This is a genomic window from Streptomyces profundus, from assembly GCF_020740535.1.
Taxonomy (GTDB): Bacteria; Actinomycetota; Actinomycetes; order Streptomycetales; family Streptomycetaceae; genus Streptomyces; species Streptomyces profundus.
Genome location: NZ_CP082362.1, coordinates 639,399 through 655,447, shown reverse-complemented (window position 1 = coordinate 655,447; position 16,049 = coordinate 639,399). Strand labels below are relative to the sequence as shown.

Genomic DNA, 16,049 nt, shown 5'->3' with positions numbered 1-16,049 from the left:
GTCAGAGGGCGGCGCCGGCCCGGCGGAGGAAGTCCAGGCCGGCCACCGCGATGTCGTCCTGGCTCTGGGCCAGCGGTCGCCAGACCGAGGCCGCCACCGCGATGCTGTCGTTGTGCGCGGTGAAGGACTCGACGCAGAGCGGGCCGGTGTAGCCCGCCTCCGGCAACGCCCGCAGAAAGCCCGGCCAGTCGAGGTGGTCGGCGCCCGGGGTGCCCCGGTCGTTGGCGCACACCTGCACATGCGCGATCCGCCCGGCGGCCTGACGCACGGCGCCCGGCAGCGACCGTTCCTCGATGTTCTGGTGGTAGGTGTCGAGGGCCACCCCCACGGCCGCCGGCGGCAGCCCCGCCAGGGCGTGCAGGGTCTGGCCGACGGTGTTCAACAGGCTGGTCTCGTAACGGTTCAGCGGTTCGACGGCCAGCCGCACCCCGGCGGCGAGGGCCTGTTCGGCCACCGGCGCCAGATGCTCGCGCCATTCGGCGTAGGCCGCCTCCCGCTCGTCCTGGCTCATCCGCCAGGTGCGCCCGACCGCCGCGTAGATCGGACCGGCCACCACAGGGGCGCCCGTCAGCTGGGCCGCGTCCACACAGTGCAGCAGATAGTCCTGGGTGCCCCGGACGGTGCCAGGGTCGGCCCGCACCAGATCGCGCCCCGGCGGCATCACGGCGATCACCGCGGCCGGCAGCAGCTCGTGCCGCTTCAGCAGCTCGGCGGTCGCGGCGTACGACCAGTCGTCCGGGGACTCCAGCGGCAACTCCACCGCGTCGAAGCCCCACTTCGCCAGCCTGGGCAGGGTCTCGGCGAGCGCCGCGTCGTCCACGGGGGAGTGCCAGATCCACGGGTTGGCGCCGATGGAGAGTCTCACCCCCGGCCTCCCCAGTCCTGCGGGTAGCCCGGCAGGTCCTCGCAGCCGCACAGCCCGTAGTGCAGCGGCGGCATCTCCTCGCGCAAGTAGTCGTCGCGGTTCTCGCTGGTGATCACCGGCTGCGGCAGCACCCACTCGCCGGGCACCTCCTCGCCGCGCAGCACCTGGAGCGCGGCGATCACCGGGGTGCGCCACTGGAACGTGGGGTAGCCGGGCGCGATGGCGGTGAGGTCGTTCTCGGCCCACGCCTGGAGGAAGTCCTGCTGGTCCTCGCCGCTGATCGGCGGCACGTCGACGCCCGCGTCCTCGAACGCCTCGATGGCGGCCACCGCCGTGGCGCCCGAGTCCATCCAGACGCCGTCGATGGAGCCGTGCCGCTGGATCGCGTCCGTCACGATCGACTTGGTGACGGCCGGGTCGCCCTCGGTGAACTCCACGTCGGCGACTTCGAGTCCGGCCTCCTCAAGCGCGATCTCGGCCGCCGACCAGCGGTTCTCCAGCACGTCGACGCCGGGGGAGATCCGCAGCGCCAGGATCTTCCCGCCGGAGTCCACCTCCTCCACCAGGAAGTCGGCCGCCGCCGCGCCGTAGGCGTAGCCGCCGATCGGGTGGATGAAGGTGACCGCGCAGTCGGTGTTCACCCCCCGGTCGAAGACGATCACCGGCAGCTTCTGGCACGCCTCCTCGACGGCCGGGGTCAGCGTCGCCGTGGTGTTGGGCGAGACGATCAGCAGATCGCAGTCCTGGTTGCTGAGGTTCTGGATGTCGGAGATCTGCTTGTCGTCCTTGCCCTCGGCGTCGAGGACGGTGAACTCGGTGATCTCCGGATGCTCGGCCACCTCGGCCCGCATGGTGGTCATGCCGACCTGACGCCACGGGTTGAAGACGCCCGCGTTGGAGAAACACAGGTGGATCTCCTCGTCGGGGATGGCGTACTCCTCGGTGTTCACCAGCTCGGGGCGCAGCATCTGCTCCCAGGGCCGGTCCTCAGGGCCCTCGGGCGTCTCCTCGGTGAGGGCGAGCTGGCGCGCGTACTCGTCCTCCTCGAAGAACTCGGCGTCGTCGGCGTCCGCGTCGCCGTCCGCCGGCTGCTCGGAGCCCGCCGGATCGGGTGGCCCGTCGGCGGGGGAGTCGGAGGAACAGGAGGTGATCAGGGCCGCGGACAGCACGGCGGAGACGGCCAGGGTCAGACGTCTGCGGATGGGGCTTCTCATGCGGTGGGACCTCCCGTGGAATCTGTGGGACCTGGGGCGTGGGTGGGGTCGGCCGAGCCCGGTGGCGGCCGGTTGCCGGTGAGCAGGCGGGCGCGTGGGCGTGACCAGTTGGCGGCCCCGACGGCGACCGCGGCGATCACGATGACGCCCTGGACGGTGGGTTCGAGCGCCCCGGAGACGCCGCGCAGGTTGAGCAGGGTGAACAGCGCGGTGAGCGCGAACGCCCCGGCCATGGCGCCCAGCACGGAGCCCCGGCCGCCGCCGAGCAGCACCCCGCCCAACACCACGGCGGTGATGGCCTCGAACTCCATCCCGCTGCCGGCCTGGGCCGAGATCCCCGAGTAGCCGCCGACCAGCACGGCCGCCAGCGCGGCGGCGGCACCGGAGAGCACGAAGGCGATCACCCGCACCCGGTGCACCGAGACGCCCGACAGCTCGGCGGTCCGGTCGCTGTCGCCGGTGGCGATCAGGGTGCGGCCGAAGCGCGAGCGCATCAGCAGCGCGACCCCGACGCCCGCCGCGGCGCACACCAGCACCGCCCAGGGCAGCCAGCCGAAGACGTCGTTGCGGCCCATCGCCCGGAACTCCTCCGGCAGCGAGCCGGTGGGCGAGCCGCCCGTCCAGTAGAAGACGCCGCCCTGGAGGATCAGCATCATGCCCAGCGTGGTGATGAACGACGGCACCCGCAGCACCGTCGACACCAGCCCGTTGACCAGGCCGACCAGCCCCCCGGCGGCCACCAGGGCCAGCGTGACGACCAGCCAGTGCGCCCCGGGGAAGTCCTGGTAGATCTCGGCGGCGACCACCACGCCGGCGGTGACGATGGCGCCGACCGACAGGTCGAAGTGCCCGCTGACGATGACCAGGTACTGGCCGGCGGCCAGCAGCACCAGCGGCGCGGCGCGGCGCACGAACGCCAGGAAGCGGTCCGCCTCGAAGAAGCCGGGGTCGGTGATGGCCAACGCCCCGAACAGCAGGAGCAGCAGCGCGTAGACGGGCAGCGCGGTGCCCAGGGCCTGGGTCAGCCGGCTGCGCCGACCTTCCGTGGCCCGCACGGGCGTTGCGGTGACGGTGCTCACGCCGACCTCCTCGTCGAGCGGCGCCGCCGGGCGTAGACCGCCACGGCCGCGATGATCACCACGCCGCGCAGCACGTTCTTGAAGAACGGGTCGACGGCGAGCTGGTTGAAGACGCTGTCCAGCACCGCGAGCACCACGACGCCGCCCAGCGTGCCGACCACCCCGCCGCGCCCGCCGGCCAGGATGGTGCCGCCCAACACCACGGCGGCGATGGACTCCAGGTCGTAGCTGGCCTCGGTGCCGGCCCAGGGCGAGCCGGCGCCGAAGCGCGCGGTCAGGAAGAGCGCCGCGATCCCGACACACAGCGCGCACAGCACATGGGCGATCACCACCGTGCGTTCGGTGCGCACCCCGGACAGCCGGGCGGCGTGCTCGTCGCCGCCGGTGGCGAACATGTGATGGCCGAGGCGGGTGCGCCGGCAGACGAACCACAGGGCGAGGGCGACGGCCGCCAGCAGGAACACCGAGACCGGGATCGGCCCGATCCGGTCGTAGCCCAGGCGTTGGAAGCTGGGGGACACCGCGCCCGAGGGCCCGGTGTAGTTGTCCTCGATCCAGCCGCGCAGGATCAGTGCCACGCCCAGCGTGGCGATGAAGGCGTTGACCTTGAGCTTGGTGACGATCAGCCCGTTGGCCAGACCGACCGCCGTGCACAGCGCCAGCACCGCGAGGACGCCGACCACCAGGTTGGCGTCCTCGCCGGCCATGGTGTCGGCCGCCACCAGGGTGCCGAGGCTGGCCAGGAAGGCGACCGAGAGGTCGAGCGAACCGGTGAGGATCACCATGGTCTGGCCCAGGGCGATCAGGCCGAGCGCCACACAGTTCTGGAGGATGCCCGTGATGTTGGGCTGGGTGAGGAACTCCCCGCCGTCGAGGGCGACCACGAGCCAGCCCAGCAGGGTGACGCCCAGCGCGGCGAGCCAGATCCCGACGGCCGGGTCGCTCAGCTGACGCCGCCAGCGCGCGGCCGTCTCCTTCGCGGGGGCCGGCAGCGGGCGGGTCTCGGTGGTGGCCGTCATCACGCCGCCCCCGCATCGGGATACGCGGCCGGGGCCGTGGCCAGGCGCATGATCTCCTCCTCGGACGGGCCGGCCGGCAGCTCACCCGCGATCCGGCCCTCGGCCATCACCAGCACCCGGTCGCTCATGCCGATCAGTTCGGGAAGCTCGGACGAGATCAGCAGCACCGCGAGGCCCTCCTGCGCCAACTCCCGTACCAGCGTGTGGATCGCCGCCTTGGCACCGACGTCGACGCCCCGGGTCGGCTCGTCGAACAGCAGCACCCTGGGCCCGGCGGCCAGCCATTTGGCGATCACCACCTTCTGCTGGTTGCCGCCGGAGAGGTAGCGCACCTCCTGCCCGGCACCGCCGCGCGCGGTGAGTCTGACCCGCTCCAGCAGCTCGGCGAGGCCCGCCTCACCGCGCCGCCGCTCCGGGACCCGCACCGCGCGGGTCACCAGCAGCGCGTTGTCCCGCACGGACTGACGCAGCGCGAGACCCTCGCCCTTGCGGTCCTCGCCGACCAGGGCGATGCCGGCGCGGATCGCCTCCCTGGGGCGACGCGGGCGCACCGCCCCACCGGCCACCGTCATCCGGCCGGTGGTGAACGGGTCGGCGCCGAAGACAGCCCGGGCCAGGGCGCTGCGCCCCGCGCCCTGGAGGCCGCCGACGCCGAGGATCTCGCCGGCCCGCACGGAGAGGGAGATCCCCGAGAGCCGCTCGTTGCCGGCGTCGGTGACGGTGAGCACCGGCTCGCCCAGATCCGCCGGGGTGGCCAGCGGCGGGTAGTAGGCGCTCAACTCCCTGCCCACCATGGCGTGGACGATCCCGTCCACGTCGGTCTCCTCGGTGTTGACGCAGGTCACCAGCCGGCCGTCCTTCAACACCGTGACGCGTTGCGAGAGTTCGAAGATCTCCCGCATCCGGTGCGACACGTAGAGGATGCCGAGGCCCCGGCCCGTGAGCCGGCGGACCAGGTCGAAGAGGGTGGCGACCTCGTGCTCGGCGAGCGCGGCGGTGGGCTCGTCCATCACCAGGACGCGCACATCGGCGGCGAGCGCCTTGGCCACCTCGACGGTCTGCTGACGGGCGACGGACAGCTCGCGCACCGGGGTGTGCGGGCTGATCCCGTCGGCGTTCAACTCGGCGAGCAGCGCGGCGGTCCGCTCGGCCATCGCCGCGCGGTCCACCAGGCCACGGCGGGTGGGCTCCCGGCCGAGGAAGACGTTCTCGGCGACCGTGCGGTCCGGGAGCAGGGCCAGCTCCTGGTGGATGATGCCGACGCCGGCCGCCTGGGCCTGCGCGGGGTGGCTGAAGGAGTGGACGGTCCCGTCGATCTCGATCCGCCCGCTGTCCGGGACGTGTTCCCCGCTGAGCAGCTTCATCAGGGTCGACTTGCCGGCGCCGTTCTCGCCGACGACGGCATGCACCTCTCCCGCCTTCAGATCGAGGGAGACGCCATGGAGTACGCGGATGCCAAGGAAGCTTTTTGTCATGTCCTGCATCGACAGCATGGAAGCAATGTTGAGGCGAAAGATGTACCTGTCAAGACACAAAGCAGCTTCAGGATCGAACGCGTGGGCAAAACTTGGACTGAACGGTTGGTAACTTTCGCTTCGGAGAGGCGAAAGTGGAGGGCATGGAGGTGCTGTGTCTGAACTTGGGCCGCTTCAGGGTGAATTGCGAGGTAGGGCGCGGGCCGCCACGCCCGGGGACGGGGGGAGCGCGCCGGCCTCGCCGGGCCGGGTGCTGGCCCTGATCGCCGGCGGCACCGCCCAGACCCGCGCCGATATCGCCAGGCTCACCGGGCTCGCCCGCTCCACCGTCTCCCAGCGCGTGGACGCCCTGATCGCGCACGGTCTGTTGGACGAACCCACCGAGACAGGCGCCGGCGGCCGGCGCCTCTCCCGCCGGCTGCGGCTGCGCACCAGGGACCAACTCGTGCTGGGCGTGGGGCTCGGCGCCACCCACGGTCGGGTCTCCCTGCTGGACGTCGCGGGCGCCGAGTTGGCCACCGGCGAGGAGCCGCTGCGGGTCGCCGAAGGGCCCGAGGGCGTCCTCGGCCGCGTGGCCTGCCTCGCCCACGAGCTGCTCGACGCGGTGGGCCAGCCGCCCACGGCGCTCCGCGCCATCGGCGTCGGCCTGCCGGGGCCCGTGGAGTTCCGCACCGGCCAGCCCGTCGATCCGCCGATCATGCCCGGCTGGCACCGCTTCCCCGTCCCCGCCTTCCTCACCGACCGGCTCGGCGCCACCACGCTGGTGGACAACGACGTCAACCTGATGGCCCTCGCCGAACGCCGCCGACACCTGCCCGGCGTCGACCACCTGCTCTTCGTCAAGATGGGCACCGGCATCGGTTGCGGGATCGTCGCCGGCGGCCAACTCCACCGGGGTGCCAGGGGATCGGCGGGCGACATCGGCCATATCCGGGTCGGCACCGACGAGACGCCCTGCCGCTGCGGCAACCTCGGCTGCCTGGAGGCGACGGTCGGCGGCGCCGCGCTCGCCCGCCGGCTCGGCACGCCCGACGCGCCCCTCACCGCCACCACGGAGGTGGTGCGCCTGGTCAAGTCGGGCGACCGCGAGGCCGTCCGGCTGGTCAGGGAGGCGGGCCGCGCCGTCGGCGAGGTGCTCGCGGGGCTGGTCAACTTCTTCAACCCCGAGGCCGTCGTCTTCGGCGGCGCCCTGGCCGCCGCGCACGACCAACTCCTCGCCGGCGTACGGGAGGTGGTCTACCGCCGCTCGCACCCGCTGGCCACCCGCAACCTGCGCATCGAACCCAGCGGCGCCGGCCGCGACGCGGTGGCGCTCGGTGCGGGTCTCCTTGCCGTCGACCACGCGCTGTCGCCCCGGCAGGTCGACGAGGTGGTGTCGCCCGGCGGCGGGCCTGGCCGGTGATGCCAACGGGGTTTCGCCTGGCGGCGGGCTTGGCCGGTGATGCCGACGCTTGGCGGCGGTGGGTCGGGTCGGTAGTGCGGACGGCTGGCGGCGGGGTGTTTCCGCCTGGCGGCGGCGGGTGTGGCCGGTGGTGCCGACGCGTTCTCGCCTGGCGGCGGGCTTGGCCGGTGGGGCCGAGGCGTTTTCGCCTGGCCGGCGGGGCTGTCTGGTGGTGGGGAGTTGCTCTTGGCCGGTGGGCATTGTCGGTGATGCCGATGCCTGGCGGCGGTGGGTCGGGTCGGTAGTGCGGACGGCTGGGTGGTGGGGGGTTTTGCCTGGCGGCGGGGGTGGGCGTTGGTGCCGAGGCGTTTTCGCCTGGTCGGCGGGGCTGTCTGGTGGTGGGGAGTTGCTCCTGGCCGGTGGGCGTTGTCGGTGATGCCGACGCTTGGCGGCGGTGGGTCGGGTCGGTAGCGCTGACGCCCGGCCGGCGGGGTGTTTTGCCCTGGCGGCGGTGGGCCTGGCCGGTAAGGCGGACGGCTGGCGGTGGGGCGCTGACGCCTGGGTGACCCCGCCGGTCAGGCGGTCGGGCTGGGGAGCGTGGAGTGCTGGTTGTGAGGGGACATCGGGCGGCAGCCGGCTGGCGTTAGGGTAGGCGCGTGTTCACCGAGCGGGGGCCGACGGTTCGTGAGCTCGTCGGGCAGGCGCTGTCCTCCGTCGAGCGCGGCTACGATCTGCTCGCCCCCAAGTTCGACGAGACCCCGTTCCGCACCCCCGAGGTCGTCCTCTCCGCGACCGCCGACGCCCTCGCCGCGCGGGGCGCGTACGCGACGGGCCTCGACCTCTGTTGCGGCACGGGCGCCGGGCTCGGCGTGCTGCGGCAGGTCTGCCGGGAGCGCGTCGTCGGCGTCGACCGCAGCGCCGGGATGCTGGCCGTCGCGGCGGCCTCGGCCGGGGCGGCCTCCCTCGTCCGGGCCGACGCCCTGGCGCTGCCGTTCCGGGGCGCCTTCGATCTGGCCGTCAGCTTCGGCGCCTTCGGCCACTTCCTCCCGCACCAGCGCCCCGCCCTCTTCGCCGAGGTCCACGCCGCACTGCGCCCCGGCGGGCTGCTCGCCTTCCCGATCACCGCGCCGCCCCGGGTCGGCTCCGCCGGCTACTGGGTGCTCTGGGGCTTCGACGCGGCGATGCGGGTGCGCAACGCCCTCTGGCGCCCGCCCTTTGTGATGTACTACCGCACCTTCCGACTCCCCGACGTGCGCGCCGAGTTGACCGAGGCCGGCTTCACGGTCGAGACGCCGGCGCTCAGCGGGTTGGGCCACCGCCCCGACGGCTCCCCCCGCTGCCGCCTGGTGCTGGCCCACCGCCGCTGACGCCCCTCCCGCCCGTCGAGTCTCCCCGCACCACGTCCCTGGCCATCGCCTGCGCCCCGGTTGTTCGATATCATGCGCAGTGTTCGAAGTATCGACCAAGCGGGCGCGGTGGGGCCACGGTGGAACGGTCACCACCAACCCGGCGTGGAGCGAGGGGTCCTGGCATGTCCAGCAGCAGCGGCACGGCGATCATCAACCTGGACATCGAGGGGCCGGTGATCAGCCGTCATCTCTACGGCCACTTCGCCGAACACCTGGGGCGCTGCGTCTACGGCGGGTTCTGGGTCGGCGAGGACTCCCCGATCCCCAACGAGGGCGGCATCCGGCTGGACGTGGTGGCGGCGCTGCGCGCGTTGAACATCCCCAACCTCCGCTGGCCGGGCGGCTGTTTCGCCGACGAGTACCACTGGAAGGACGGCGTCGGCCCGCGCGAGGGGCGCCCGCGCATGGTCAACACCCACTGGGGCGACGTCGAGGAGAACAACCACTTCGGCACCCACGAGTTCCTCGCCCTGTGCGAACTGCTGGGCGCCGAGCCCTACATCAACGGCAACGTCGGCAGCGGCACCGTCCAGGAGATGAGCGAGTGGGTGGAGTACCTCACCCGCGACGGCGACAGCCCGATGGTGCGGCTGCGCAAGGCCAACGGGCGCGAGGACCCCTGGCGGGTGCGGTTCTGGGGCCTGGGCAACGAGGCCTGGGGCTGCGGCGGCAACATGCGCGCCGAGCACTACGCCGACCTGGCCCGCCAGTACTCCACCTACTGTCGTGACCACGGCGACAACGCGCTCTACCGCATCGCCGCCGGCGCGTCCGACGACGACTACGCCTGGACCGAGACGCTGATGCGGCAGATCAGCTGCTTCGGCTGCGAGGCCACCCCGAAGAACTTCTTCCAGGGGCTGTCCGTGCACTACTACACCCTCACCGGCCCCTGGGACGCGAAGGGCAGCGCCACCGACTTCGACGAGGAGTCCTACTACCGGACGATGGCGGCAGCCGCCCGGATGGACCGGATCATCCAGGGCCACTCGACGGTGATGGACGCCTACGACCCGAAGCGACGCGTCGGCCTGATCGTCGACGAGTGGGGCACCTGGTTCGATGTCGAACCCGGCACCAACCCCGGGTTCCTCTTCCAACAGAACACCCTGCGTGACGCGTTGGTCGCCAGCGTGCACCTCGACATCTTCCACCGGCACGCCGAACGCCTGGCCATGGCCAACCTCGCGCAGACGGTGAACGTCCTCCAGGCCGTGCTGCTCACCGACGGCGACCAACTGGTGCGCACCCCGACGTACCACGTCTTCGAGATGAACAAGGGACATCAGGACGCCACCTCGCTCGAAGTCCACCTGCGTGGCACGGGAATCCAACGCACCGTGGGGGAGGCCGAGTTGACCACCCTGTCGGTCTCCGCCAGCGTCAAGGACGGCGCGGCCCTGATCTCCCTGACCAACCTCGACGCCGAACGGCCGGCCGAGGTCACCCTCGACCTGCGCGGCGGCACCCTCGCCGACCCCACCGGCCGCATCCTGACCGCCGACCGCCTCCAGGCCCACAACACCGCCGCCCAGACCCCGGTCACCGTCCGGCCGTTCGACGGCCTCAGGGCCGACGACCGTGGCCTCGCCCTCACCCTCCCCCCGCACTCCTTCGTCACCGTGACCGGCCGCCTCGCCTGACCGGCGCCCCCGCCGACCCCCGGAACCGACCCGGTTCCCGGGGTTGGCACGGCGAGGAGGGCGGCCTCAGTTCGCGATGGTGTCGTCCACCTGGATGTCGAGTTCGGCGTCGGTGCCGTCCACCGCGGTCGCGGTGACCGTCACCCCGAGGGTGTCGCCGTCGGCCGTCAGCTCGCAGCGGATGGAAGCGCCGACCTCCGCCGGAAGGTCCTCGGGGCAGGTGACGTCGTCGGGCGCCTGACCGATCTGTTCCTCCAGAGCGGACGACACCTTCTCGGCCACCTCCTCCTTGTCGACGACGGGGTCGCCACCGGAGGAACAGCCGCCGGCGAGCAGCACGGTGAGTGCCGCCAGGGTCGTTCCCACCGCTGTCCGGCTCCGGTTGGTGTGTCGCATGGTCGCTCTCCGTGTTCCTTGAGACTCCTGTGACCAGCGAGACGCCCGTGGCGGTGGATCGGTTCTGGGAAATTCTGGGAAAGGGGCCTCGCCTTCCGGAAACACCGGATGGCGGAGACAGGGCCCCCGCTCCGCCCAGCCCCGCACCGGTCCGGTCCGGTCCGGTTGGGTTCGGTCCGGTTGGGTTCGGTCCGGTGCGGGGCTTTCGGGGACTCGCTCAGGCCGCGGTCGTCGCCGCCCGCCGGGTGGCCGGGGCGGTCGGCAGGGTGATGACGCGGTCGGGGACGACATACAGCCGGACGCTCTCGCCGGGGGCGGGCGCGACGCCGCCCCTGCGGTGGCGGCCGTTCTCGGAGAGCCGCGCCAGCAGGCGGCGGCCCCCCGCCTCGACCTCGATCTCGGTGTGACCGCCGAGATAGCTGGTCGCCGTCACCGTGGCGGGGAAGGTGTCGTCGGCCGCCCGGCCCTCGTCGGCCAACCGGAGTTGGGAGGCCCGCACGGCCGCCGTCACCCGGGTACCCACCGGCCCCGGGGCGGCGCCGCGCACCGGGAACGAGGGCCCGCCGCCCTCGCCCACCAGCCGGTAGCCGTCGGCGGTGACCTCGCCGACCGCCGCGTCGAGGAGGTTCTCCACGCCCATGAAGTCGGCGACGAAGCGGTTGGCCGGGCTGCCGTAGATCTCCTCCGGGGTGCCGATCTGCTGCACCACCCCGCCGTCGAGCACCACGATCCGGTCCGCCAGCGCCATGGCCTCCTCCTGGTCGTGGGTGACGTAGATGGCGGTGGTGCCCAGATCCCGGTGGATGCTCCTGATCTCCTTGCGCATGCTGAGGCGGAGCCTGGCGTCCAGGTTGGACAGCGGCTCGTCGAAGAGCAGCAGCCGCGGGGCGTTGGCCAACGCCCGAGCCAGCGCGACCCGTTGCTGCTGCCCGCCGGACAGCTGCGTGGCGTAGGTGGCACCCCGGTCGCCGAGGCCGACCCGCTCCAGCATGGCGCCGGCCCTGGCCGCGGCCTCCCGTCGCGGCACCTTGGCCAGCTTGAGCGGGTAGCTCACATTGCCCCGCACGGTCATGTGGGGCCACAGCGCGTAGCTCTGGAACACCATCCCCGTGCCCCGGCCCTCGGGCGGGACGAAGACGCCCCGCTCCGGCGCGCTGACCAGCTCGCCGGCGATGGTGATCTCGCCGGCCGTGGGGTGTTCGAGCCCGGCCAGACAGCGCAGCATGGTGGTCTTGCCGCATCCGCTGGGCCCGAGCAGGACGACGAACTCGCCGTCGGCGATGGTCAGATCGAGCCGATCGACCACGACGGTGCCATCAAAGGTCTTGACGAGTCCTCTGATCTGAACTTCGGCCATGATGTCCGGTCCTCTTCTCTGCGTCTGGGCGCGCCGCCGTTCCCCGCCGTTCGCCGGGTGGTTCGGGTCGTTCGGGCCGCTCGGGTCGTTCGGAACGTCCGGGCGGGCCCCTCGTTCGGCCCTCACCGGAACAGCCGTTGGGTGAGTTGGAGGGTGTCCCTGCTGTACCGCTCGGCCTGGTCGGCCGGCAGATGGGCCAGCCGGTCGATCTCGTCGAGGGGCGGCAGCCCGTCCGGCGGCGGGGCGCCGGGGAGCAGCGAGTACTGGCCGACCTCGGCCAGCGCCGCCTGCCCGCGCGGGCTGAACAGCCAGGCCGTCAGCAGCCGCGCGGCGCGCGGGTGCGGGGCGCCGTCGAGCAGGCCCAGGAAGTGGGTGGACAGATGGCTGCCGCCGTCGACGGGGAAGACGGCGGTCAGCGGGGCGCCCTTCGCCGACGCCGACAGGTAGAAGCCGTACGGGTAGGAGACGGCGACCGGGTACTCGCCGGTGGCCATCGCGCTGCTCACCCCGGCGGCGCTCGGCGTCAGTCCGAGGCGCTGCTCGGCCATGGCCGTGAGCCACGCCTCGTCCTGCCGGCCGTCGTGCAGCAGATGGGTGATGGTGGTGAGCGCCGATCCGGCGGCCGTCGGGTTGTCCCAGACCAACATGGACCGCCAGCGCGGGTCGATGAGTTCCTGCCAGCCGCGTGGCGCCTCGTCGGCCGGGACGATGTCGTGGTTGAACGCGATGACGAACGGCAGCGCGCTCACCCCCAGGAACCGTTCCTCGCCGTCGATCACCGAGTCCGGCAACCCGGCGGCCGTGACGGGCCTGTTGGGCTGGAAGCGGCCGGTCTCGGCCAGCGCGACCATGGTGGTGTCGCCGGTCTGGATCAGATCGGCCGCGCGGCGCCCGCTGGCCACCTCCAGGTTCACCCGAGCCGTCAACGAGGGGCCCTGAAGCACCTCGGTGCGCACCGTGATGCCGGGGAAGGTCTCCTCGAACGTGCGGTAGACCGGGGCCCGGTCGTCCTCGACCGGTCCGTAGACGACGATCTCCGATTCGCCCTCATCGGCGGCGGCCCGGTACAGCTCCGCCATCTCGTCCACGGCGGCCCGGCCGCCCAGCGGGTCGATGTCGCCGGCGCCGATGCTCGGCTCGCCGAACTCGCCGACGGTGGCGCAGGCGGAGAGCAGGGAAGGTCCGAGCACGGCGCTCAGGGTGCCGACCGCCAGCAGCCGGCGGCGGCTCAGTCCGTTCCCCGGCGAGCGCGGTCCTGGTGGGGTGTGCTTCATGACGCGCTCCGTTCCGCCGCGGCGGCCGAGGGGGCGGACGCGCTCGCCGTGGCGGCGGGCGCGGGGGCCGGGGGCGGTGGCGCGGCGTCGTCCGGCGGGGCCTTCGCCGTGCGGTCGGCGGCCCGCACCCTGGCGTCGACCACCCGGCCCAGCAGCCGGATGACCAGCCACAGCACCCCGAGCCCGGCGAACAGCACGGCCATCATCACCAGCAGCAGGGCGCCGGCCTGGGCCGTCTCGCCCTTGCTGTAGAGGCGGAAGACCTGGATGGGGACGGTCTGGTTGCGCAGCGAGGACAGCAGGGAGGGGACGGCGAGGTTGCCCGAGATGGTGATCGCGGCGACGAACCACGCGGCGGCGAAGCTCGGGGCGATCAGCCGCAGCACGATCCCGAAGAAGGTCCTGGTCGGCCCCGCACCGCTGGTGCGGGCCGACTCCTCAAGCTCCACGCCGAGTTGGGCGATGGCGCCCTGGGTGGCCCGGCTGGCCACCGGGACCGCCGCGACGACCAACCCGATGCCGACCAGCCAGACGGTGCCGTAGAGGCCGCTCAGCCCGGGGACGCTGATGTACGCCCAGGCCATCGCCAGGCTCAGCACCACCCCCGGCACGGCCCACGGCAGCCAGGTCGCCAGGTCGAGCAGCCGGCGCAGCCTTGAGGTGGAGCGCGCCACCTGGTAGCTGATCACGGCGGCGAGCAGCGCGGCGGCCAGCCCGCTGGTGGCCGAGATCAGCAGCGTGGCGCGGATCGCCTCGCTGAGGATGGGGTCGTTGATGACGAAGGAGATGTTGTCGAAGCTGTAGCGGCCGTACGCGCCGAAGTAGGGCTGGAGCGCGCCCAGCACGAGTTGGACGACGGGGAGGAGCACGGCCAGCAGCAGATAGCCCACGATGACCGCCGTGCCGGCCAGCCGCCAGCGGCCGATGTCCCAGGGCGCGGTGCGGTAGCCCTTGCCGGTGACGGTGGTGAAGCGGCGCCGTCCCAGCACCCGCCACTGCACGGTGACCAGCAGGATCACCACGACCACCAGCAGCAGCGAGATGGCGCTCGCGCCGCCGTAGTCGGCCGGCGTCTGGTCGTTGATCATGCCGTAGATCCGGGTGGAGATGACGTTGATCCCGGCGGGGAGGCCCAACAGCAGGGGCACGTCGAACGATTCGAGGCCGACCACGAAGCCGAGGATGAAGACGCCCGTGATGGCGGGGGCGAGCACCGGGACGTCCACGGTCAGGAAGGTGCGCAGCCGCCCGGAGCCCGAGACCTGGGCCGCCTCCTCAAGTCCCCTGTCCAGGGCGCGGAACGGGCCCAGGAGCAGCAGATAGGCGAAGGAGGTCATCTTCAGCGAGATGACCAGGACCAGCCCGGCCCACGAGTTCACGTCGACCAGGGACACGTCGCCGCCGACCACCCAGCCCAGGGCCTTGTTGATCAGGCCGACCTCGGCGTTGCCCAACATGCCCCAGCTGAGCGCGAAGAACAGCGGTGGCATCGCGAGCGATACGGCCATCATCGGGGTGACCAGCCGGCGCAGCGGTGCGCGGGTGCGGGCCACGACGAAGGCGAGATAGAGCGCGAGCGCGGTGGAGAGCGTGGCGCAGACGAGCGCCAGCAGGAGCGAGTCCCGCAGCGTGCGGTAGGTCTCGCCGTCGGCGTAGGCGGAGTGGAAGCCGTCGAACGACCACGCGGCCGGCAGGCTGGGGTCGGTGTTGCGGAAGGCCCCGACGGCGAGCATCACGATGGGGTAGACGAAGAGGACGGCCGCGACCGCGAGCAGCGCGATGGTGACCTTTCGGCCGCGGACGGGTTCCGCGCGGCGTGAACGAGCAGTGCGCATCATCGGCGATGCTCACCACCTTTCCTTCGATGGACGGTCGGTCAGGGCCGTCCCTTGGCCTTGGGGGCTGTTTCGGTCCCGGGGTCGTCGGCGGCCGGCCAGGCGGCCGAGACGGTGCGCAGATGCGCCCCCATCAGGGCGCGGGCCGCCTCGGCGTCCCCGGCTGCGACGGCGTCCAGCACCGCCTGGTGCGCCCGCAGCGCGCTGCGGGCGCGGCGGGTGGTGGTGTGGTCGGTGTAGTGGGTGACGAACGACCGGCTGAGCGCGATGGCGGCGGCCTCCAGCGCGGCGTTGCCCGACATCCGGGCGAGCAGCAGATGGAAGTCGTTGGAGAGCCGGGTGAAGCGTTCGGGGTCGTCGACCGCCTGCCGTGCCTGGTCGAGGCAGTCGCGCAGGGCGGTCAGCTCGCCGCCGCCGAGCCGGCCGGCGGCCAGGGCGGCGGTGGCCGGTTCGATGGCGGCCTGGGCGTCGAGGAGGTGGCCTCGTTCCAGCCGCAGCAGATGCAGCTGGACGGCGAGCGCGTCGGCCGAGGCGGCCAACGCGCCCGCGCTGTCGCGCTGTTGGTCCTCGGCCAGCGCGTGGTAGCCGCCGAGGAAGTGCAGCAGGGGGGTGCCGTCGGCGCCGCCGGCGGCCCGCACCCGGCCGACCAGGATGCGGTGGTCGCCGCCCGGCAGCACGGTGTGCGTCTCGCAGTCGAAGTAGCTGAGGCAGCCGGAGATCACCGGCGCCCCGGTGACGACGGGCTCCGCGTCGATCCCGGGGAAGGCGAGCCCGGCCGTGTCCCGGTCCCTGGTGGCGAAGTAGGCGGAGACCCGCTCCTGCGAGCGCTCCAGCACGCTGACGGCGAACCGGCCCGACCGTTCCACCATGGGCAGCAGCGGGCTGCGTTCGTTGACCGAGACCGTCACCAGCAGGGGGTTGATGGAGAGCGAGGCGAAGGCGGAGACGGTGACGCCGTACCAGACGTCGTCGGCGACGGTGGTGACGACGGTGATGCCGGAGGCGAACCGGCCGGCCGCCTCGCGGTAGGCCAGGGCGTCGACCTCGGCCGGTGGCCGGGGGACATCGTGCCGTGCGGTCATGACTGCTCCTTCACGTGCTT

General features: G+C 72.7%; 13 protein-coding genes. 3 read left to right on the top strand and 10 right to left on the bottom strand.

The genetic code is table 11. From position 1 onward, the window contains the following. Position 1: 1 nt before the first annotated feature. Genes K4G22_RS02865 through K4G22_RS02845 form a run of 5 tightly spaced genes read right to left on the bottom strand, consistent with a single transcriptional unit; the run spans position 2 to position 5,670 of the window. The gene (locus K4G22_RS02865; RefSeq protein WP_228078067.1) at positions 2-865 is read right to left on the bottom strand and encodes a sugar phosphate isomerase/epimerase family protein; all 864 of its coding nucleotides are present in this window, start codon (positions 863-865) and stop codon (positions 2-4) included. Next, complete coding sequence (locus K4G22_RS02860; protein ID WP_228078066.1) at positions 862-2,079, bottom strand: substrate-binding domain-containing protein; 1,218 nt, start codon at positions 2,077-2,079, stop codon at positions 862-864. The genes K4G22_RS02865 and K4G22_RS02860 overlap by 4 nt, the downstream gene beginning before the upstream one ends. Further along, positions 2,076-3,158 carry an ABC transporter permease gene (locus tag K4G22_RS02855; protein WP_228078065.1) on the bottom strand — a complete coding sequence of 361 codons (1,083 nt, stop codon included), beginning with the start codon at positions 3,156-3,158 and terminating at the stop codon, positions 2,076-2,078. Before K4G22_RS02855 ends, K4G22_RS02860 begins: the two co-directional genes overlap by 4 nt. Further along, complete coding sequence (locus K4G22_RS02850) at positions 3,155-4,177, bottom strand: ABC transporter permease (protein WP_228078064.1); 1,023 nt, start codon at positions 4,175-4,177, stop codon at positions 3,155-3,157. The genes K4G22_RS02855 and K4G22_RS02850 overlap by 4 nt, the downstream gene beginning before the upstream one ends. Continuing rightward, entirely contained in the window at positions 4,177-5,670 is a 1,494-nt protein-coding gene (locus tag K4G22_RS02845; protein WP_228078063.1) for a sugar ABC transporter ATP-binding protein, read from the bottom strand. Before K4G22_RS02845 ends, K4G22_RS02850 begins: the two co-directional genes overlap by 1 nt. Before the next feature lie 166 nt (positions 5,671-5,836). Here K4G22_RS02845 and K4G22_RS02840 point away from each other — a divergent pair, with 166 nt between their 5' ends. The 3 genes from K4G22_RS02840 (at position 5,837) to K4G22_RS02830 (ending at position 10,085) form a co-directional block, all read left to right on the top strand. Then, on the top strand, positions 5,837-7,054 hold the full coding sequence (locus K4G22_RS02840; RefSeq protein ID WP_228078062.1) for an ROK family transcriptional regulator: 1,218 nt from the start codon (positions 5,837-5,839) through the stop codon (positions 7,052-7,054). A 635-nt stretch (positions 7,055-7,689) separates the two neighbouring features. Beyond that, the gene (locus K4G22_RS02835) at positions 7,690-8,400 is read left to right on the top strand and encodes a class I SAM-dependent methyltransferase (RefSeq protein ID WP_228078061.1); all 711 of its coding nucleotides are present in this window, start codon (positions 7,690-7,692) and stop codon (positions 8,398-8,400) included. 164 nt (positions 8,401-8,564) lie between these two features. Then, positions 8,565-10,085, top strand: a complete 1,521-nt coding sequence (locus K4G22_RS02830; RefSeq protein ID WP_228078060.1) for an alpha-N-arabinofuranosidase — start codon at positions 8,565-8,567, stop codon at positions 10,083-10,085. Positions 10,086-10,151: 66 nt separating this feature from the next. On the opposite strand, the gene K4G22_RS02825 is transcribed toward K4G22_RS02830, so the two are convergent. From K4G22_RS02825 to K4G22_RS02795, 5 genes are all read right to left on the bottom strand, one after another. Beyond that, positions 10,152-10,481 (bottom strand): DUF4333 domain-containing protein, encoded by a 330-nt coding sequence (locus K4G22_RS02825; protein ID WP_228078059.1) that lies wholly within the window; start codon positions 10,479-10,481, stop codon positions 10,152-10,154. Positions 10,482-10,698: 217 nt separating this feature from the next. Then, positions 10,699-11,838: an ABC transporter ATP-binding protein gene (locus K4G22_RS31580; RefSeq protein ID WP_265590206.1), complete on the bottom strand. Its 1,140-nt coding sequence runs from the start codon at positions 11,836-11,838 to the stop codon at positions 10,699-10,701. Between the two features lie 122 nt (positions 11,839-11,960). Then, positions 11,961-13,112, bottom strand: a complete 1,152-nt coding sequence (locus K4G22_RS02805; RefSeq protein ID WP_228078058.1) for an ABC transporter substrate-binding protein — start codon at positions 13,110-13,112, stop codon at positions 11,961-11,963. After that, positions 13,109-14,950, bottom strand: a complete 1,842-nt coding sequence (locus K4G22_RS02800; protein ID WP_228078057.1) for an ABC transporter permease — start codon at positions 14,948-14,950, stop codon at positions 13,109-13,111. Before K4G22_RS02800 ends, K4G22_RS02805 begins: the two co-directional genes overlap by 4 nt. Positions 14,951-14,988: 38 nt before the next feature. Then, on the bottom strand, positions 14,989-16,029 hold the full coding sequence (locus K4G22_RS02795; protein ID WP_228078056.1) for a flavin reductase: 1,041 nt from the start codon (positions 16,027-16,029) through the stop codon (positions 14,989-14,991). Positions 16,030-16,049: the final 20 nt, after the last annotated feature.

Bases quoted from the DNA above. Each gene is read 5' to 3' on its own strand.
- K4G22_RS02860 (WP_228078066.1), bottom strand. From the start codon at position 2,079: ATGAGAAGCCCCATCCGCAGACGTCTGACCCTGGCCGTCTCCGCCGTG.
- K4G22_RS02850 (WP_228078064.1), bottom strand. From the start codon at position 4,177: ATGACGGCCACCACCGAGACCCGCCCGCTGCCGGCCCCCGCGAAGGAG.
- K4G22_RS02845 (WP_228078063.1), bottom strand. From the start codon at position 5,670: ATGCTGTCGATGCAGGACATGACAAAAAGCTTCCTTGGCATCCGCGTA.
- K4G22_RS02830 (WP_228078060.1), top strand. From the start codon at position 8,565: ATGTCCAGCAGCAGCGGCACGGCGATCATCAACCTGGACATCGAGGGG.
- K4G22_RS02825 (WP_228078059.1), bottom strand. From the start codon at position 10,481: ATGCGACACACCAACCGGAGCCGGACAGCGGTGGGAACGACCCTGGCG.
- K4G22_RS31580 (WP_265590206.1), bottom strand. From the start codon at position 11,838: ATGGCCGAAGTTCAGATCAGAGGACTCGTCAAGACCTTTGATGGCACC.
- K4G22_RS02805 (WP_228078058.1), bottom strand. From the start codon at position 13,112: ATGAAGCACACCCCACCAGGACCGCGCTCGCCGGGGAACGGACTGAGC.
- K4G22_RS02800 (WP_228078057.1), bottom strand. From the start codon at position 14,950: ATGATGCGCACTGCTCGTTCACGCCGCGCGGAACCCGTCCGCGGCCGA.
- K4G22_RS02795 (WP_228078056.1), bottom strand. From the start codon at position 16,029: ATGACCGCACGGCACGATGTCCCCCGGCCACCGGCCGAGGTCGACGCC.